Genomic DNA, 18,511 nt, shown 5'->3' with positions numbered 1-18,511 from the left:
TCAGCCAGCCGGCTCCGGGTCGGTGGCCAGCCGCGCGTGCAGCTCCACGTCGTAACGGACTCCGTCGTAGGCCAGCTTCTGCCGCTCCAGGCCCTCGACCAGGTAGCCGGCCGCGGTGGCCACCCGGCACGAGGCGGGGTTGTTGACCCGGTGGCCCAACTCCAGGCGGAACAGCCCCACCTCGTCGAAGGCGAAGCGCGACAGCGCGCGGCAGGCCCGCGCGGCGACCCCTCGGCCGCGCGCGGCCGGGGTGGTCCAGTACGAGACCCACCCGGTCGCGTGCCGCCGGTCGACCGCCCCGACGGCCACGTTGCCGAGCACGTCCTCCCCCGCTCCGCTCACCACCGCGAAGGCGAAGGCCGCCTGAGCCTCCCAGCGCTGGATCTGGCCGGTCACCCAGAGGGCGGCGGCCTCCGGGGAGTCGACCGGCGCCGCGGCCTGGCCGCGCATCAGCGGATCGGCGAAGGCGGTCAGCACCGCCTCCGCGTCGCGCTCCGCCCACGGCCGCAGCCGCAGGCCCTGGCCGGCGTCCAGATGATCACGCATGCGGCCACTGTGTCACACGCCGTCGGCCGCCGCCCCGCTCTCCCCCGACCGGCGGGCGTACAGCGCCCGGAGCTCGGTCTTGAGGATCTTGCCCGCCGCCGAGACCGGCAGCCCGGGCAGGAAGTGCACCTCCCTGACGCGCTGGTACGGCGCGACGCGGGCCGCCACGAACTCCAGCAGCTCGTCCGCCCCCACCTCGGCGCCGGGACGCGCCACCACATAGGCGGCCGGGATCTCACCCGCCTCCGGATGCGGCGCGCCGATGACGGCGACCTGTGCCACCGCCGGGTGCGCGGCGAGCACCTCCTCCAACTGGGTCGGGTAGACGTTGTAGCCCTTGTAGATGAGCATGTCCTTGGCCCGCCCGGAGAGGAACAGGCGCCCGTCCTCGTCGAGCCGGCCGATGTCGCCCGTGGCGAGCCAACCGTCCACCCACTGCTCGGCGGTGAGCTCGGGACGGTCCAGGTAGCCGTCGTTGACCTGCGGCCCGCGGGCGAAGACCAGGCCGGTCTCGCCCACGGGCAGCGGCTTGGCCGGGTCGGCGAGGTCGCGGATCTGCAGCTCGGTGTCGAAGAGCGGTACGCCCACACAGCCGGGCGGGGCGGGGTGGTCGCGGTCGGGGGTGACGAAGGTGAGCGCCATGGTGGCCTCGGTCAGCCCGTAGCCCTCGGCGACGGCGGCGTTGGGATAGGCCGCCGCCATCCGCGCGATGGTCGGCGAGTCCAGCGGCGCAGCACCGGAGTTGACCAGCCGGACGGCCCGCAGGTCGTAACTGCCGACGTCCGTCGCGGCAAGCAGCGCGTGGTGCATGGCCGGCGACCCGGTCAGCCCGGTCGCGCCGTGGCGCACCATCGCCGCGAGGAACTCCCGCGGGTCGAACCGCCCGTGGCCGACGACGGTGGTCCCGCCGAGCAGCCCGATGTTGTGGCTGACCAGTCCCATCGCGTGGAACAGCGGCACCACGTTGACCACGACGTCCTCGCCGGGCGCCGACGTCCACGGCGTGACGGCCTCCGGCACGCGGCGCAGGGTCACCATCCCCTCGGCGTCGTACTCGGGCAGCACGGCGCTGCGCGCGCAGAGCCCCTGCAGGACGTTGGCCCACAGGTGCCGGTCGCGCACCCGGACGGCCTTGGAGCGGCCGGTGGTGCCGCCGGTGAACGCGAGGTGGGCGAGGTCGTCGGGCGAGCGGGGTGTCGCGGGGGCGGGCGCGGCGTCGAGGAGGTCCGCGAGCGGGACGGTGCGCGGGTCCGCGCCTTCGTCGTCGGGGCCGGGCGCGGTCGCCGTCGGCGGGACGAGGACGGCGAGGAGCGACGGCCGCTCCTCCAGCAGTGGTCGCAGCGCGGGGAGCACGGCCGGGTGTGTGATGAGCGCCCGTGCGCCGACCTCGTCGAGCGCGGCGGCAAGCGAGTCGGTCGGCTGGGTGGGGTTGACCGCGGAGACGGTCGCCCCGGCGAGCAGCGTGCCGTGGTACCCGACGGGGTACCAGAGGCTGTTGGGCTGGACGAGAGCGACCACGTCGCCGGGCCCGATGCCGCGCTCGCGCAGCCCCTGCGCGAACCGCAGGGCGTTCTCGTACAGCTCGGAGAAGGTGAGCCGCTGCTCGCCGTCCACGATCGCGTCGCGCGCGCCATAGGCTCGGGCGGCGGAGGCGAGCAGGGTGTGCAGTCCGGTACGGGGATAGTCGAGCGTGCGGGGCAGGCCGACGGGCCAGAGAGCACGGTTCAACCCAGGTCTCCCTTCGGGCGGATGCCGCCAAGCTAGGCGCACCCGAACGGTCTGACAATGCAACCGACAGAAGTGGCACCACACCAGGGCGCAGCCCTAGATAGATGTAGCGTGCACGTATATGGTTGGCTCATGCAACAGCCCGCCGAGGCGCGCGGCAGCGCCAGTCCCTTCAAGCAGCCGAAGGCCGTCTTCGCCGTTGCCTTCGCCTGCGTGGTCTCCTTCATGGGTATCGGGCTCGTCGACCCGATCCTCCCCGCGATCTCCAGCCAGCTCCACGCCAGCCCGAGCCAGGTGACCCTGCTCTTCACCAGCTACCTGGTGGTCACCGCCGTGGCCATGCTGCTGACCGGCTGGGTCTCCAGCCGCATCGGCGCCAAGAAGACCCTGATCGTCGGCCTCGCCGTCATCGTCGTCTTCGCCGCCCTCGCGGGCGCCAGCGGCAGCATCAGCCAGATCGTCGGCTTCCGGGCCGGGTGGGGCGTCGGCAACGCCCTCTTCATCGCGACCTCGCTCGCGGTGATCATCGCGAGCGCCAGCGGGGGCTTCGTCGGCGCGATCATCCTGTACGAGTCCGCCCTCGGCATCGGGATCGCCGTCGGCCCGCTGCTCGGCGGGCTCCTCGGGGAGGTCAGCTGGCGCGGGCCGTTCTTCGGTGTGGCCGCCCTGATGGCGATCGCCCTGCTCGCCACCGTCACCCTCGTCCGGCCGATGCCGCTGCCCGAGCGCCGCACCGGCCTGCTGGAGCCGCTCAAGGCCCTGCGCCACCGCGGCCTGCTGACCATCTCGCTGGCCGCCCTCTGTTACAACTGGGCCTTCTTCACCGTCCTCGGCTACGCGCCGTTCCCCATGGGCCTCGGCGCGATCCAGCTCGGCTTCGTCTTCACCGGCTGGGGCGTACTCGTGGCGGTCTTCGCCGTTTTCGGCGCCCCCTTCGTCGAGAAGCGCCTGGGCACAGCCCGCACCCTCTACGCCAACCTGGCGTTCTTCGCGCTGCTCGTGCTGGCCATCGGCGTGTGGACGACGCACCGCACGGTGCTCATCGTCGCGGTGATCGCGGCCGGCATCCCGATCGGGATCAACAACACCGTGACCACCCAGGCCGTCATGAGCGTCTCCCCCGTCGAGCGGCCGGTCGCGTCGGCGGCGTACGGGTTCGTGCGCTTCATCGGCGGCGGCCTGGCCCCCTTCGCAGCGGGCAAGCTGGTCGAGCACTACAACGTGCACGTGCCGTTCTACCTGGCGGCCGGCGTACTCGTGCTCGGCATCGCGATCCTGTCGACCGCCCACGGCCTGCTGAACCGTGCGACGGCCGGCGAGCTGGAGGGCGAGTCCGGGGGCGACCACGGCCTGCAGCACCCGGCCGAGGTCGACGCGTAGGCGCGCGAACCGCGGGTGGACGCATCACCGATACTGGACCGGTGACCAGCGAACCCTCCTCCGCGGAGCCCTCGAATGCGCCGACCCCCTTCGCCGACCGTGCGGACGACCGCGACAGCGCGCCCCAGTACGTGCTGCCGCTGGTCGTCCGGATCGAGCGGGCCGAGCCGCCCGGCCACACCGACGCGCTGGAGACCGCCGCGCGGGCCGTGCTGAACTTCCTCAGCGACGAGCGCGTCACCGAACCGGACGGCGAGTGGGCGGCGGCCGTCGCCGCCTGGGAGGACGCGCGCATCCGCAAGGTGGTCCGGCGGGCGCGCGGCGGCGAGTGGCGCAAGGCGTCCGAGCTCCCGGGCCTGACCACCACCGGCAAGGCGGCCGAGGTGCGGGTCTTCCCGCCCGTCCCCCTGGACGGCTGGCCCAAGGAGCTGGCCAAGCTGCAGGTCTCCGGCACCGAGCTGACCGACGAGGACGCACCCACTCCGGCCGATCCGGGCACCCCGGTGCTCTGGCTCAACCCGGAGCTGGACATGTCGACGGGCAAGTCCATGGCCCAGGTCGGCCACGCCGCGCAGCTGGCCTGGTGGGCGCTGCCCGCCGCCGCCCGCGCGGCCTGGCGCGCGGACGGCTTCCCGCTCGCCGTGCGGACGGCTCCGGCCGACGCGTGGCCGACGCTGACCAGCTCCGGCCTCCCGCTGGTCCGCGACGCCGGCTTCACCGAGATCGCCCCCGGCTCCTGCACCGTCGTCGCGGACCACCCGGCGCTGCACCAGGCGTGACCCGCGTCAGTCGTCCTTGGCGGGCAGCGAGTCCATGAAGGAGCTCACCGAGAAGACGGCCTTGCCGGGGCCGGGCGGACCGTAGCCGGGCGGCGAGGAGAGGCCGAACTCCTCCAGCGTCGCCCGGTAGGTCTGCAGCAGCCGGATGTGGTACTCCAGCGGCGCGCCGCCCGGATTGGCCTTCCCCAACGGGGTGGTGGGCTCCGGGCACCAGGTGGTGAACCGCGGCACGATGCCGTGGGACATGAAGAACCGCAGCCCCTCCTGGGTGGAGGCGATCGCCTCGTCCACCGCGGTGAAGCCGAACGGCTCCGCCATCTCGACGCCCGCAACGAAGTTGGGGATCACGTGGGAGGCGCCGAAGACCTCGGCGGAGTCGAGGATGCGGCGGTGCCACTCCTCCCGCCCGACATAGCGCTCCTTGCCCGGGCAGTACAGCTCGAACAGCCGCTTGTCCCACACCTCGAAGTTGGGGTGGTAGATCTTCACCCCGTAGTCGTGGAACCGCTGCACGTCGTCACGCGGCAGCGCCTGCGCGACGACCTTGCCGATCCAGCGGCCCGGGAACCGCTCCTCGATGGCCTTGGCGTACTGGCCGTAGAAGTCCGCCTCGTCCTTGCCGCCGATGTGCGAGGTGATGGCGCCGCCCGTCAGCGTGTACGCCTTGGACGTCCCCGCGGTGTCGTGACGGTCGATCAGCTCCAGTGCCTCCAGCACCTCCTCGACCGGCTTGACGCCGGTGTAGGGGCGGCCGGCGGCCTTGTGCTGGCGCCAGTTGTGGTTGATGTCGCAGTACTGGCACTCCTCCTTGGCGCCGAAGTACTGGCAGACGCGGAACACCGTCAGGTAGATCAGGTAGCCCCACTGGATCGTCGGCGCCACCTCCATCACCGACTTGCCGTTGGCGAGGGTGTGCCGGTAGTAGTCCGGCATCGGCGGGACGCCGACGTCCGCGATCCGGTGGCCGTCGAGGTACAGGCCCAGCGACCCGTCCTCCCCCGCCCGCACCCGGTACGGCGAGGAGGGGTTCACCCGCACCGACACCACCGTGCGGCGCAGCTCGTACGGGCCGCCGGTCAGCACGACCTCCTCCGGCGGCCGGTTCAGCGCCGCCGCGCCGAGCTCGGGCAGGGTGCGGTGGTCGAAGGAGAAGATGAAGTACGACTTCGGCTTCACGTCCCCGCCGTCGCTGAGCGCCGACTCGTCGAACGCCATGCCACCGCGCAGCAGGTCCTCCTTGATCACCGCCTCGCGTGGCACCTCGGGGAAGCGCTGCATCAACTCCTCGACGAGCGCCGTACGGCTCTGTTCCTGGCTCTCCATACCCAGCCCTCCGCGGAAAACAGGACGTGCACGTCGAGACCGAGCCTAGCCCCGAGCCAGGACAGGATCAGCGCGGCTCCCCCGGGTAGGTGCCGAAGGACCAGCGGTTGCCCTCCGGGTCGCGCGCGGCGAAGTCCCGGGAGCCGTAGTCGGTCTCGTGCAGCTCCGTGGTGATCTCCGCTCCCGCCGCCTTCGCGCGGGCGTGCACGGCGTCCGGGTCCGCCGTGACGACGTACGCTCCGAAGGAGCCGGGGCGCAGCGGCCACAGGTCCTGCTCGTCGGTCTCGCGCACGGAGCCCAGCATGACGCCGCCACCCTCCGGCCAGGACAACTGGGCGTGATGGACGAGCTCGCCCTCGCCGTAGACGACGGTCTCCTCGAAGCCGAAGGCGTCGACCAGGAACCGGATCAGCGCGCGGGCGTCCTTCGCCCGCAGGGTGGGCCAGACCTGCGGCGCGGGCGGGGTCTTCTCGGTCATCGGAACGCTCCTTCGTCGGCGACTGCCTGTTCCCCCAGCCTTACGCGGGGGCGTGGTGACCGGCTTGGATGTTTCGGAACTCCTCCGCGAGCCACGCGCTCGGCGCGCAGCCGGCGAGCGCCGTGAACTCGCGGTCCAGGTGCGACTGGTCCGCGTAGCCGTGGTCGGCGGCGAGGCCTGCGAGGTCGGGGGCGTCGGGCCTGGTGGCGAGCCGTCGCCGCGCGACGTCGAAACGGACCACGCGGGCCGCGGCCTTGGGCGTCAGCCCGATCTCGGCAAGGAACCGGCTGCGCAGGTGTCGCTCGCTCCAGCCGACCTCGTCGGCCAGCGCCGCGACCCGGACCAGCCCCCGCGAGGCCAGCAGCAGCCGCCACGCCTCGCCCACCTCCGGCGGCGGATCCGGCGGCACTTCCGCCGCCCGCAGCCGGCCCAGCAGCCAGGCGTCCAGCACCCGGAAGCGTCCGGGCCAGTCCGTCGCCTCCCGCAGTCTCTCCTGGGCGCGGCGTGCGTCCGCGCCCAGCACGTCGTCCGCGTGCAGGTCGACACCGGCCAGGCCACCCGCCGGGAGGCCGAGCAGCGCGCGGGCGCCGAGCGGGCCGAGGGCCACCTGCACGCCGGACTGCCGCCCGGGCACCTCGATCAGGGCGGGTGAGGTGTGCAGGCCGCCGAGGAGCGTGACGTAGTCGCCGGGCGCGTCGTGGGCGTCCGGGTGCGCGGCCACGGTCAGCGGCTCGTCGAGGGTCAGGATCAGCGTCAGGTAGGGCGAGGGCAGCCCGCGGTGCCGGGTCGGCGCCACACCGCGCTGCCGGTAGCCGGAGTACCACCCGACCAGGCCGCGCAGCGGCGGGGCCGGCACGCCGCGCACCGCCTCGTCGACGACCTCCACCACCGCCGCAGATGCCACGTTCCCATTCTCCCGTCCTTGCCGGAGCCCGTCACTCGGGAGAGGCTGTCGGCGACAACCGCAGCAGCTCCAGCTCAGGGGAGACGATCGGCGCGATGAGCCAGCAGTTCGGCGACTACCAGAACGAGATCTACTTCAACGGTCTGTTCGGCCGCCTCCCGGACCTCCCGATGGACTTCGCCGAGCTGGCGCGCCGCGCCGAGGCCGCGCTGCCGCCGAGCGTCTGGTCCTACGTCGCCGGGGGCGCGGGGAACGAGCGGACCCAGGAGGCGAACGTGGCCGCGTTCGACGGCTGGGGTCTGGTGCCCCGCATGCTCGTCGGGGCCACCCAGCGGGATCTGGGCGTCGAGCTGTTCGGCCGCCGCCTGCCCACGCCGCTGTTCCTGGCGCCCGTGGGCGTGATCGGGATCTGCGCGCAGGACGGCCACGGCGATCTGGCCACCGCCCGTGCGGCGGCCCGCACGGGCGTGCCGATGGTGGCCTCGACGCTGACGGTCGACCCGATGGAGGAGGTCGCCAAGGAGTCCGGCGGCACGCCCGGCTTCTTCCAGCTCTACACGCCCACCGACCGTGAGCTGGCGGCGAGCCTCGTCCAGCGCGCCGAGGCGGCCGGCTACGCCGGGATCGTGGTCACCCTGGACACCTGGGTCACCGGCTGGCGCCCCCGCGACCTGGCCACCGGCAACTTCCCGCAGCTGCGCGGCCACTGCCTGGCCAACTACTTCTCCGACCCGGTCTTCCGCTCGCGCCTGGCGAAGACGCCCGAGGAGGACCCGGCGGGCGCGGTCCTCACCTGGACGCAGCTCTTCGGCAACCCGCTGGCCTGGAACGACCTGGAGTGGCTGCGCTCGCTCACCCGCCTGCCGCTGATCCTCAAGGGCATCTGCCACCCCGAGGACGCCCGCCGGGCGAAGGACGCGGGTGTCGACGGCCTCTACTGCTCCAACCACGGCGGCCGCCAGGCCAACGGCGGGCTGCCCGCGCTCGACTGCCTGCCCGGCGTGGTCGAGGCGGCCGACGGCCTGCCCGTGCTCTTCGACTCGGGCGTCCGCTCCGGTGCCGACGTCGTCAAGGCCCTGGCGCTGGGCGCGACGGCGGTCGGCATCGGCCGGCCCTACGCCTACGGCCTGGCCCTCGGCGGCACGGACGGCATCGTCCACGTGCTGCGCACGCTCCTCGCGGAGGCCGACCTGATCATGGCCGTCGACGGCTACCCGACCCTGGCGGACCTGCGCCGCGACGGCGCGCTGCGGCGCGTCTGAACGCGGAGCGGATTCGGGGAATCCTTGACGCCGCAGACGCGTTGGCGGTGCGGGGGGCGTGTCCGTCGTCACGGGGGTGGACGGCGGCCCGGCCCGTAAGGCGCGCTGACGACATGTCACTGTCCGTACCTGGCAGTGGCGTGTCGTCGGCGCGGATCTCGACGACGAGGACGGGGACATGTCGGTCGACCCGAGCAGACACCTGATCGGACGCTGGTACACGGCCGCGGCGGTGACCTCCCTGACGGTCCCGCTGACCTTCGTACACGCGATGCGGGTCACCAACTGGTACGTGGACCACCCCGAGCAGATCCCCGGCTACGACCCTGCGGACACCTCGCCGGGCGGCGACGCCATGGGCTACGTGCTCGACCTGCCGCTGTATCTGGCCGCTTCCGTGATCTGTCTGCTGCCCACGGTGCTGTGGCTGGTCGCGATCCACCGGGCCCGCCGCGGCGACGGCGGGCCGACGGCGACCGCCGCCGTGTCCGTGCTCGCCGGCACCTGCCTGCTGGCGCTGCCCACGGCCCTCGGGCTGCCCCACGTCTGGGCGGGCGCCGGGTCGGTCGTCGTCGCCCTCGGCGTCGCACTCGCGGCCGCGCTGCTGCCGTGGGCGCGACGACGCCTCGGCGGCGCCCGGTCCGCGCCCGCTCAGAACCGGGCGTAGCCCGGGAGGGTGTGCAGGCCGATCGCCGCGCCGAGGGCGCGGCTCAGGTGGTCGGTGCCGAGTTCCTCCCGGGTGCCGACGAGCGTCGCCTCCGGCCGGTGCGCCGAGCGGGCCTGCGCCAGGCGCTCACGACCGTCGGCGATCCCGTGCTCCATGGCGAGCTCGGCACCGGCGTGCAGGTCTCCCGGCTCGAACTCCCCCGGCGTGACGCCCACGCCGATCGCGGCGAGCCGCTCCCGCAGCACCGCCTCCATCGGCAGGACCGGGCAGAAGCCCAGCAGGAAGTCGAGCACGGCGAAGAACTCGATCGTGTCGAGGTACTCCTCCCGCCAGACCGGCCAGGCCGGCTCGGGGGCGGCCTCGGGCGCGCCACGGCCGAGGTAGTCGCTGAGCGGTCGCAGCCCGAAGCCACTGCGGAAGGCGGCGAACGCCGTCTCCGTCCCCTCCTCGACCGGCGCGGTCCGCCCGGTCAGCCCCACGAGCGAGGTGTCGGCGCGGAGCACCGCGGTGATCCCGTCGGGCACGCGGCCCTGCCAGCCCGGCGCGGTGAACAGGTGGTGGCCCGCCTGCCCCGAGGTCGTGCCGGAGCCGACGAAGCCCACATAGCTGGTGTCCAGGTCGTGTGCGGCGACGACGTACGGCCGCTCGGTGCTCGGCACGGTCAGCACCCACGGCTCCGTGCGCAGGTCCAGCCACGCCCACGCCGAGGGCGGGCCCTCCGGCCCGGCGGGCGCGCCCACGAACTGGAACGCCCCGAACGGCGCCCCGCCGTCCACGACCTGGTCGTACAGGACGTGGTAGTTCTGCAGCAGGGCGTAGCCCCAGATCCAGCCCTCCGCGGCGGTCCGGCGGATCTCCTCGACGGGCGGGAATGCCATGGCGCCCCTCTCCTCGCGTCAGCGACCTGACTTCGAGAGTGCGACACGCTTCCCGCGTGCGCCACCCGGGCGGAGCCACCAGGGCGGGGAGCCGTCAGGGGACGTTGCACCATCCGGGGGCGCGAGGAACTGCACGACAAGCCACCCTGGGCCTCGAGATCCCGAGCGGACAGGGCCGTCCACCCCTGAGTGGGTTGCTCGCGCAGTTCCCCGCGCCCCTGGCGGCTGCGCCGCCTGAGGGGTGCAAGTTACCGAGCCGGGAGGATGCGGCCCGTCACCTCGCCGAAGCCGATGCGGCCGCCGTCGCGGCCGGGGGCCGTCGCCGTGATGGTGACCTCGTCCCCGTCGTCAAGGAACGAGCGGGTGGTGCCGTCGTCGAGGGTGACGGGGCGTTCGCCGTTCCAGGTGAGCTCGATCAGCGCGCCCTCCGTGCCGCGGTCGGGGCCGCTGACCGTGCCGGAGGCGAACAGGTCGCCGGGGCGGACGCTCGCGCCGTTGACCGTCATGTGGGCCAGCTGCTGCGCCGCCGTCCAGTACATGCCCGCGAACGGGGGACGGGAGATCAGCGATCCGTTGACGCGGACCTCCATGGCCAGGTCAAGGCCCCACGGCTGCTTCGCGTCGCGGTCGTCCAGGTACGGCAGCGGCTCCACGTCACGCGTCGGCGGCGCCACCCGCGCCGCGGGCAGCGCGTCCAGCGGGACGATCCAGGGGGAGACCGACGTCGCGAACGACTTGCCGAGGAACGGGCCCAGCGGCACGTACTCCCAGGCCTGGATGTCGCGTGCGGACCAGTCGTTGACCAGGCAGACACCGAAGACGTGCTCGGCGAAGTCCTCCTGCGCCACCGGCGTGCCCAGCTCCGAGGCCGCGCCGACGACAAAGCCGACCTCGGCCTCGATGTCCAGGCGGCGGCTCGGCCCGAACGTCGGTGCCGCGTCCGTCGGCGCCTTGCGCTGACCGTTCGGGCGGACCACGGGCGTGCCGGAGACGACGACGGTGCCGCTGCGGCCGTGGTAGCCGATGGGCAGGTGCTTCCAGTTCGGCGTCAGCGGCTCGCTGCCCGGGCGGAAGATCCGGCCGAGGTTGGAGGCGTGGTGCTCGGAGGCGTAGAAGTCGACGTAGTCGCCGACCGTGAACGGCAGGTGCAGCGCGACGCCCTCGGCCGGCACCAGGCACGGCTCGACGACGGTGCGGAACGCCGGGTCGCTGAGCCAGCGCGTCAGCGCCTCGCGGACCCGCGTCCACGCCGGACGCCCGGCGGCCAGCAGCGGGTCGAGGCTCGGCGCCTCGAGCAGCGGGTCGGGCGAGCCGACGGCTCGCGCCGCCGCGCCCGCGTCCAGCACCCACGTCCCGATGGCCACGCCGAGCCGCCGCCGCTGCGGGTCATCGGCGGTGGAGAACACCCCGTAGGGCAGGTTGTCGATGCCGAAGAGGGTGTCGGCGGGCAGGTCCAGCCAGGTCACGGATGCTCCATCGATAGGTGCGGGGGCGCGCGGGTGGGTCAGGCGGGCGGCAGCAGGCCGAGGTCGGTGAGGTCCTCCAGCGGCTCCAGCAGACTGCACGTCCCGTACGCGGTGAACGCCCGTCGCGCGCGCTCGACCTGCTCGTCGGTCAGATCCGCCGCCACGGCGGCGAGCCCGTCCGCGCCGTGGTCGGCCAGGACCTCGGCGACGGCCACGGCGTCCGCGCCCTGCACGGCGAAGTGCGTGGCCAGCAGGATGTTGAGGAAACCGTGGTGGGTGAAGCCGGTAGCCGGGTCGGTGTGGCGGACCGCGTGGTGCAGGCCGGCCGTGCACTTGAAGCCCAACTCCCGGCTCGCGCAACCGGTGATGAACGCCGCCAGCTCCTCCGCACCCGGGAAGGCCTGCGACTCCAGACCGCCGGTGCGGTACTTGGCGCGGTAGGGCGACCCGGCCAGGACGTCGAGGGCCAGCCCCAGGCCGGTCGCGCCGCCCGCGTCGCGGCGCAACTCGACCGCGGCGTGGATGTGCTGGCCCGGCAGCTCGCGGTCGAGCGCGGCGCAGCCCCGCGCCGCGGCCTCCGCCATGGAGCCGTCCGCGTCGGGGCCGAGCTCGACGCCGACCAGGTGGAGGCCGGGCCACTTGGCGGTCTCGTCCAGCGCGGCGGCCAGGCCTGCGGGGCCGGAGCGCACCACGAGGGAGACGTCCAGCGGCAGGTCGGCGCCGCCGGTCTCCTCCGCCGCGGCACCGACCTCGGCGATCCGGTCGGCCCCGACCAGGAACGGGCCGACCAACGGCGCGTACCAGGCGGCGCGGTGGGCGCGGTGCATGGGCACGGCGTCGGCGACCGGCGCGTTGCCGGGCGGGAACAGCGCGGCGTCGTCGCAGAAGCCGGCGAACAGCGGCGGGACCAGGTGCGCGGGCCTCACTGGGCGTCCTCCTCCTTGGGCTGGGCCGGTCCGCGGCCGCTCCAGGACCACGCGTACCGGCCGTCGTCCGTGGCGCGGGCGCCCTCGGCGATCTCCAGCGGGCGGAAGGTGTCGACCATGACGGCGAGCTCGTCGAAGAACTCCGCACCGATGCTGCGCTCGTAGGCGCCCGGCTGCGGGCCGTGGGTGTGGCCGCCGGGGTGCAGCGAGACACTGCCCTGCCCGATGCCGGAGCCCTTGCGGGCCTCGTAGTTGCCGCCGCAGTAGAACATGACCTCGTCGCTGTCGACGTTGGCGTGGTAGTACGGCACCGGGATCGACAGCGGGTGGTAGTCCACCTTGCGCGGCACGAAGTTGCAGATGACGAAGTTGTTGCCCTCGAACACCTGGTGCGCCGGCGGCGGCTGGTGGATCCGGCCGGTGATCGGCTCGTAGTTCGCGATGTTGAACGCGTAGGGGTAGAGGCAGCCGTCCCAGCCCACCACGTCGAACGGGTGGGTGGGCATCACCATGACGGTGCCGCCGACCGATCCCCCGACGCGGTGCTTGACGTAGACCTCGACGTCGCCGCCGCCCTCGCTGTCGTCGTCCGTCTCGACCAGCAAGGGGCCGACGGGGCCGCGCAGGTCGCGCTCGCAGAACGGCGCGTGTTCCAGCAGCTGGCCGAACTTGGACAGGTAGCGCTTGGCGGGCGTGATGTGGCTGTTCGCCTCGATGGCGTACAGGCGCAGCGGCGTGTCACCGGTCGGCAGCCAGCGGTGCGTGGTGGCACGCGGGATGACGACGTAGTCACCCTCGCCGACCTCGATGGTGCCGAAGACCGTCTCGACCACGCCCGTGCCGGACTCGACGTAGACGCACTCGTCCCCTATCCCGTTGCGGTACAGGGGGGAGGGCAGCCCGGCGGCGACGTAGGCGATGCGCACGTCGGCGTTGGCCAGCACGACCCGCCGGTCGCGGACCGGGTCGGCCTGGCGCCAGGAGGCGCCCGGGAAGAGCTCGTGCAGTTTGAAGTGCAGGGGCTTGAGGGGGTGGTTCGCCTCGGGCTTGCCGTCGTCGACGCGCCAGACGCGGCTGTCCACCATCGCCGAGGGGATGGCCCGGTGGTAGAGCAGCGAGGAGTCGGAGGAGAAGCCCTCCTCGCCCATCAGCTCCTCGTAGTAGAGCGATCCGTCCGCAGCGCGGTGCTGCGTGTGCCGCTTCGGCGGGATCGAGCCCACACTGCGGTAGTAGGCCACCTTCGTCGCCTCCCGGGCTGCTGTGCCCTCGGCGTCCGGACGGAACCTGCCCGACGCCCTGACAGGACCAGTATTGACGATCAGCAGTACAGGGCCTAGCTTCGCTCGCTGACAATGTCCGGCGATCGAGGTGTGCAATCTGCCAAGCTTGGTCCCCGAGGAGAGGCGGCGAGATGGAAGCTCAGCGCAGAAAGCCCGACCAGCTGGATGTCCTGCTGATCCGCGCGCTCGCGGAGCATCCGCGCGCCGGATTCCTGGAGCTGTCGCGCCTGACCGGCGTCTCGCGCGCCACGGTCCAGGCCCGCATCCAGCGCCTGGAGGCCGACGGCGTGATCACCGGCCACGGGCCGGACGTGGATCTGGCCGCGGCGGGCTTCCCGGTGCTGGCCTTCGTGCACCTGGAGATCTCCCAGGGCAGCCTGGAGGAGCTCGCGGCCGAGCTGACCAAGGTCCCCGGCGTCCTGGAGGCCTACGGCACGACGGGTGACAGCGACGTCCACTGCCGTGTCGCCGCCACCTCCCACGACGGGCTCCAGCAGACCCTCATCGACATCAGCCGCATCCCCTGCGTCGCGCGCTCCACCAGCGTGATCGCCCTGTCCAAGGTGGTCGCTCCGCGCTACCTCCCGCTGCTGGAGGCGGAGGACCGCCCGCGCCCGACCCGCGTGCCCTCCGCCGGGCTGCCACCGCGGGACTGATCCCGGCCGGCCCTGGGGTGGGGCTGTCCCTACCGGAGGAGTCGGGCTCGCCGGATCGAGCGCGGGTGCCCCGGCCCGACAGGCTTTCCCCATGCCGAACACCTTGCCGGCCCCCGCGGACGGGGCCCTCCGCCACCCGGTCCCGGCGCCCCGCGGCCCGCGTCGACACCGCTTACGCCCGACCCGGGGCGGCTGGTCGGTCGTCACACTGCTGTCACTGGTGATGGCCGCCGTCGCCGCCCGCTACGTCACCCTCGACCCGGCGGTGTTCTTCAGCCTGCAACGGGCCACCTACCTTCACCACGAGCTGCCGCTCGGGGTCCACGTCTCCGGCGCAGTCGTCGCCATGGCGACCGGCCCGTGGCAGTTCTCGTCCGTGCTGCGCCGCCGATGGCCGCGCCTGCACCGCCGCCTCGGCGTCGGCTACCTCCTGGGCTGCCTCGTCGCCGGGATCGGCGCCCTGTTCCTGGCCCCGATCGCCTACGGCGGCGCCGTCTCCGGATTCGGCTTCGCCGCTCTGGCGGTGGCCTGGCTGACGACCGGGGCGATCGGCCTGCGGATGATCCTGCGCCGGCGGGTCGCCGACCACCGCCGCTGGATGCTGCGCAGCTTCGCCCTCACCTTCGCCGCGGTCACGCTGCGCCTCATGCTCGCCCTCGCCGGAGCGCTCCACCTCGACTTCCGTGTCTCCTACGAGACGGTGGCCTGGCTGAGCTGGCTGCCCAACCTGGCCCTGGCCTGGTGGTTCACCCGGAAGCGGCCCCGCACGCAGAGCTGAACCCAGGCAGCCGCCGAAACGCGTGCGGGGGCGCCGGGCAGAGCCCGGCGCCCCCACACGTCATGCCGTGATCAGTCGTTCCACTGCGGCTGCAGCGTCACCGAGAGGATCGTGCGGTACTCGGCCGGCTGCGCGGCACCGACCGTGTACTGCGCGGACGGGTCCGTGCCGTAGGTCGCGCCGACGGCCGGCAGCGGCTTCGGGGTGGAGTAACCCGCGAACAGCATGGTCAGCGAGCCGTTCTCGTTCTGCACGACCGTCGGGTCGTAGACGCGCCCGGAGTAGTAGCCGGAGACGTCCAGCGCGCCGCCGTTCGCGTCCAGGTTGTGCAGCGCGGAGAAGGTGTAGTCGGTGCCGATCAGCTTCTGCGGCGCGGACCAGTTCACACCGTCACGCGAGGACGAGTAGAAGATCTGGTTGAACGCGTCGCTGTCACCGTCCGAGGCGTAGGCGCCGGAGAGGAAGAGGCCGAGGCTGCCGTCGGGGTTCTTGACGACGGTGCCGCGCGAGCCGATCCAGCGCAGGGTGTCCGCGCTGTTGGAGGTCGGGTCGTTCAGGCCGTTGACCTGGCCGAGGTCGGTGAAGTGCGTGCCGTCGGTGGTGTAGGCGGCACGGACGACCGTGTAGTCCTCGTTGTTGCCGAAGAGCGTCTTGGGCTTGTTCTTGCCCTCGCCGATCTGCGACAGGGTCGCGTACGGGGCCACGGCCGCGCCGGGCGCGCCCACGTCACTGCCCTTGGCCACGGCGCCGGTGCCGCCGGTGCAACCGGTCAGGTCGGTCGCATCCTCACCGGAGCAGGTGACCTGCACGATGCCGGCCGCGGTGCCCAGGCTGACGGTGACCTGGCCGTTGTTCAGCGGCAGGGCCGAGGTGCTGCCGACCGGGATGCTCGCGGCGGGGAGCGTGACGGCCGCGGTGGTCGTGGTCGGGGTGTAGTAGTTGACGATCTTCTCGGTGTACAGCACGCCGACGCTGCCGCGCGGGGCGCCCGCGAGGTGCGGAACGGTGCTGATGATGCCGTCCGGGGAGATCAGGCCGGAGGTCTGGTCGGCACCCGCCGGGATCACCGAGTCGGCGGTGACGGCGTCGCCCGCGTTGATCTGCACGCCGGCGCCGTCACGGGTGGTGCAGCCGGTGAACGCGGTCGCGGTCGCGGTCGCGTCGTTGCAGTCCACGGTGTGGCCGTCGACCGAGAAGTGGCCCGGCTGCTCGAAGTTCGCGGTGTTGCCGACATTGACGGTGACACCGGCACCCGCCGGACCGGCCGGGACGGAGACCGCGGCGGTGGCGGTGGTGCTGCCGCCCTGTCCGACCGGCTCGGCGGACGGCAGGCCCGCGAGCGGGTTGTCGCCCTTCGGGTGCAGCTGGTGGACGATCAGGTTCACACCCGGGTTGTCACCGCTCGGGCGGCTGAGCGTGTACAGGAACTCCTGACCGTTCACCTTGAGCGTGAACGCGTGGCCCTGGCCGTCGTCGTTGGTGTTGCCGTTCGGGCACAGGCCCTGGTTCTGCTCCAGCGCCTCGCCCGTGTACGTCCAGGTGCGGCCGTGGTTGTGCGAGACGGCCGAGACGACGGCCTCGTCGCCGTCCTTGGGGCGGTAGTCGAACAGGCCGGTCAGCGTGTGGCCGTCGTTCGAGCTGGTGACGAAGGGGAAGTAGTACGGCTGCATCGGCAGCGTGGTGTGCGCGGGCTGCCGGACGACGGTCCCGGTCTCCGGGGTCGCGCCGCCGCTGGAGCAGTAGCCGGTCAGCGGGCCGGGGGTGCCGGTGACGCCGCTCTGCGCCGGGTAGGCGCCGGAGGCGGCGGGGTCCACGGCCAGGTTCGGGTAGGTGACCCCGCCGAGGGTGATGGTGCCGGTGCCGCCCGCCGTGAAGGTCGGCAGGCTCTGACCGTAGGACGGACCGGCCGTCAGGTCGCCCTGGGCCAGGGTCCACGGGCCGCCCTTGACCTTGGACACGGAGGGCGTGCCCACGGAGTACCCGGCGAAGTCGTGGTGGTGGGCGGGCTGGGCCACGGCACCCGCGGCGACGGGCTGGACGAGGAGCAGAGCGCCGGCGGTGACGCAGACGACACCGGTGGCGGCGACCGTCGCGGTGCGACGACGTGACATGTCGGGTCCTTCCGGAAGCGGTTCGGGGACGCGTGCGCGGCGAGCGACGTCGAACGGCGTCGAACGGCGTCGAGCTGCTGCGAGCGCGGTCGGCCGTGATCCTGACCGATGGGCGCAAGCTCCGGGAGTGGTCTGGTCCACTGTTCACCGACCGTTCGGCGCGCAGCCCGCGGACGTCCTCCGGAGGGTCCGCAAGCTCCCAGAATCCCGGGCCGGTTGACCGACTACCGGACAAGCCGTCCACCTTCACCGGGCAGGGAATGACGGTGGGTCACCGCGACTTGTCATCATGGCGAGCCACATCGCACGTCTTCGTGTTTCCTCGGAGGGGATCGTTCATGACCTTGCGCCTGGGCCTCAGCCTGCCGCAGTTCAGCCAGTACACGCCCGGAAAGGACGTCGCAGCCGTCGCCCGCGCCGCGGAGAGCATCGGCTTCGACAGTCTGTGGGTCTTCGAGCGTCTGCTCGTCCCCGAGAACCCGACGCAGGGCCTGTTCGGCGTGCCCGGCCTGCCCTGGCCGGACTTCTACCGTTCCGTCGCCGAGCCGCTGATGACGATGGCCGCGGCGGGTGCCGTGACCGAGCGGGTGCGCATCGGCAGCAGCGTGCTGATCGCGCCGCTGCACGTCCCGTTCCAGCTCGCCAAGCAGCTCGCCACGCTCGACGCCGCGACCGGCGGCCGGATCCTCGCGGGCTTCGGGACCGGCTGGTCCCACGACGAGTACGCGGCCTCCGCGGTCGCCCCCTTCGCGGAGCGCGGTGCGCAGTTGGAAGAGCTGCTGGACGTCCTGGGCGCGGTGTGGGGTCCGAACCCGGTCTCCTACCAGGGCAAGCGCACCGTCGTCGCCGAGTCCGAGGTCGGCCCCAAGCCGGCCCGCCCGATCCCGGTCCTGCTCGCGGCGGCCGGCCGCCCCGCCCTCGACCGCCTCGCCCGCCGTGCCGACGGCTGGCTCCCGGTCGGTGTGCCGTTCGACAAGCTGGCCTCGCTCTGGTCGGGCATCCGGGAGGCCGCCGCGGGTTACGGCCGCGACGCGTCCGCGCTGGAGATGATCGGCCGCGCCAACGTCCGCATCACCGAGGCGCCGCTGGCGGAGGAGGGGCGGATGCAGTTCAACGGCTCGCGCGAGCAGATCGTCGCGGACGCGGTCGCGGCGGCCGAGGCGGGGATGGACGAGCTGCTGCTGGACCTGCAGGGCAGCGCGCGCAACGCCGAGGAGCTGATCGACCTGGGCGCCGAGTTCCACGCGGCGGTCCGCGCGGCCGGCGCCTGATCCTTCGTCTTCGGGGGTGGGCGCTCGTCGGCGGCCACCCTCGAAATCCGGTGGCGCCGGCTGCCGATGGTCGGTTGA

17 protein-coding genes are annotated in these 18,511 nt (G+C 73.1%); 7 read left to right on the top strand and 10 right to left on the bottom strand.

All coding sequences use genetic code 11. The features are described 5' to 3' along the window. Nucleotides 1-546 carry a GNAT family N-acetyltransferase gene (locus BMY61_RS34320; RefSeq protein ID WP_042458196.1) on the bottom strand — a complete coding sequence of 182 codons (546 nt, stop codon included), beginning with the start codon at nt 544-546 and terminating at the stop codon, nt 1-3. A gap of 12 nt (nt 547-558) precedes the next feature. Further along, nucleotides 559-2,274 (bottom strand): class I adenylate-forming enzyme family protein, encoded by a 1,716-nt coding sequence (locus tag BMY61_RS34315; RefSeq protein ID WP_042458193.1) that lies wholly within the window; start codon nt 2,272-2,274, stop codon nt 559-561. 132 nt (nt 2,275-2,406) lie between these two features. On the opposite strand from BMY61_RS34315, the gene BMY61_RS34310 reads away from it, so the two are divergent. Continuing rightward, entirely contained in the window at nt 2,407-3,654 is a 1,248-nt protein-coding gene (locus BMY61_RS34310; protein ID WP_042458190.1) for an MFS transporter, read from the top strand. Nucleotides 3,655-3,695: 41 nt separating this feature from the next. After that, the gene (locus BMY61_RS34305) at nt 3,696-4,433 is read left to right on the top strand and encodes a peptidyl-tRNA hydrolase (protein ID WP_042458186.1); all 738 of its coding nucleotides are present in this window, start codon (nt 3,696-3,698) and stop codon (nt 4,431-4,433) included. A gap of 6 nt (nt 4,434-4,439) precedes the next feature. Here BMY61_RS34305 and BMY61_RS34300 read toward each other — a convergent pair whose 3' ends face one another. The 3 genes from BMY61_RS34300 to BMY61_RS34290 form a co-directional block, all read right to left on the bottom strand. Further along, on the bottom strand, nt 4,440-5,756 hold the full coding sequence (locus BMY61_RS34300; RefSeq protein WP_042458183.1) for a radical SAM protein: 1,317 nt from the start codon (nt 5,754-5,756) through the stop codon (nt 4,440-4,442). A 67-nt stretch (nt 5,757-5,823) separates the two neighbouring features. Continuing rightward, nucleotides 5,824-6,234: a VOC family protein gene (locus BMY61_RS34295; RefSeq protein ID WP_042458180.1), complete on the bottom strand. Its 411-nt coding sequence runs from the start codon at nt 6,232-6,234 to the stop codon at nt 5,824-5,826. Nucleotides 6,235-6,274: 40 nt separating this feature from the next. Further along, entirely contained in the window at nt 6,275-7,138 is an 864-nt protein-coding gene (locus BMY61_RS34290; RefSeq protein ID WP_236656620.1) for an AraC family transcriptional regulator, read from the bottom strand. Between the two features lie 95 nt (nt 7,139-7,233). Here BMY61_RS34290 and BMY61_RS34285 point away from each other — a divergent pair, with 95 nt between their 5' ends. Both BMY61_RS34285 and BMY61_RS34280 read left to right on the top strand, forming a co-directional pair. After that, nucleotides 7,234-8,400 (top strand): alpha-hydroxy-acid oxidizing protein, encoded by a 1,167-nt coding sequence (locus BMY61_RS34285; RefSeq protein ID WP_042458177.1) that lies wholly within the window; start codon nt 7,234-7,236, stop codon nt 8,398-8,400. A 178-nt stretch (nt 8,401-8,578) separates the two neighbouring features. Continuing rightward, the gene (locus BMY61_RS34280; protein WP_042458174.1) at nt 8,579-9,067 is read left to right on the top strand and encodes a hypothetical protein; all 489 of its coding nucleotides are present in this window, start codon (nt 8,579-8,581) and stop codon (nt 9,065-9,067) included. Here BMY61_RS34280 and BMY61_RS34275 read toward each other — a convergent pair. From BMY61_RS34275 to BMY61_RS34260, 4 genes are all read right to left on the bottom strand, one after another. Further along, nucleotides 9,052-9,945 carry a DUF1254 domain-containing protein gene (locus BMY61_RS34275; protein ID WP_052439423.1) on the bottom strand — a complete coding sequence of 298 codons (894 nt, stop codon included), beginning with the start codon at nt 9,943-9,945 and terminating at the stop codon, nt 9,052-9,054. The two genes, BMY61_RS34280 and BMY61_RS34275, sit on opposite strands and share 16 nt — an antisense overlap. 248 nt (nt 9,946-10,193) lie before the next feature. After that, the gene (gene fahA, locus BMY61_RS34270) at nt 10,194-11,411 is read right to left on the bottom strand and encodes a fumarylacetoacetase (protein ID WP_052439422.1); all 1,218 of its coding nucleotides are present in this window, start codon (nt 11,409-11,411) and stop codon (nt 10,194-10,196) included. A gap of 38 nt (nt 11,412-11,449) precedes the next feature. After that, nucleotides 11,450-12,337 (bottom strand): hypothetical protein, encoded by an 888-nt coding sequence (locus BMY61_RS34265; RefSeq protein ID WP_042458171.1) that lies wholly within the window; start codon nt 12,335-12,337, stop codon nt 11,450-11,452. Beyond that, on the bottom strand, nt 12,334-13,575 hold the full coding sequence (locus tag BMY61_RS34260) for a homogentisate 1,2-dioxygenase (RefSeq protein WP_042458168.1): 1,242 nt from the start codon (nt 13,573-13,575) through the stop codon (nt 12,334-12,336). Before BMY61_RS34260 ends, BMY61_RS34265 begins: the two co-directional genes overlap by 4 nt. A 173-nt stretch (nt 13,576-13,748) precedes the next feature. Here BMY61_RS34260 and BMY61_RS34255 point away from each other — a divergent pair, with 173 nt between their 5' ends. Then, nucleotides 13,749-14,273: an Lrp/AsnC family transcriptional regulator gene (locus BMY61_RS34255; RefSeq protein ID WP_042458165.1), complete on the top strand. Its 525-nt coding sequence runs from the start codon at nt 13,749-13,751 to the stop codon at nt 14,271-14,273. Between the two features lie 91 nt (nt 14,274-14,364). Further along, complete coding sequence (locus tag BMY61_RS34250) at nt 14,365-15,051, top strand: DUF2306 domain-containing protein (RefSeq protein WP_052439421.1); 687 nt, start codon at nt 14,365-14,367, stop codon at nt 15,049-15,051. A 71-nt stretch (nt 15,052-15,122) separates the two neighbouring features. Here BMY61_RS34250 and BMY61_RS34245 read toward each other — a convergent pair whose 3' ends face one another. Further along, nucleotides 15,123-17,162, bottom strand: a complete 2,040-nt coding sequence (locus BMY61_RS34245) for a hypothetical protein (protein ID WP_042458162.1) — start codon at nt 17,160-17,162, stop codon at nt 15,123-15,125. Nucleotides 17,163-17,500: 338 nt separating this feature from the next. On the opposite strand from BMY61_RS34245, the gene BMY61_RS34240 reads away from it, so the two are divergent. Further along, the gene (locus BMY61_RS34240; protein WP_042458159.1) at nt 17,501-18,433 is read left to right on the top strand and encodes a TIGR03619 family F420-dependent LLM class oxidoreductase; all 933 of its coding nucleotides are present in this window, start codon (nt 17,501-17,503) and stop codon (nt 18,431-18,433) included. Nucleotides 18,434-18,511 lie beyond the last annotated feature (78 nt).

The organism is Streptacidiphilus jiangxiensis (genome assembly GCF_900109465.1).
In the GTDB taxonomy this organism is placed as follows: domain Bacteria; phylum Actinomycetota; class Actinomycetes; order Streptomycetales; family Streptomycetaceae; genus Streptacidiphilus; species Streptacidiphilus jiangxiensis.
The sequence above is the reverse complement of the archived record's forward strand: the minus strand, read 5'-3'. Positions and strand labels throughout refer to the sequence as shown.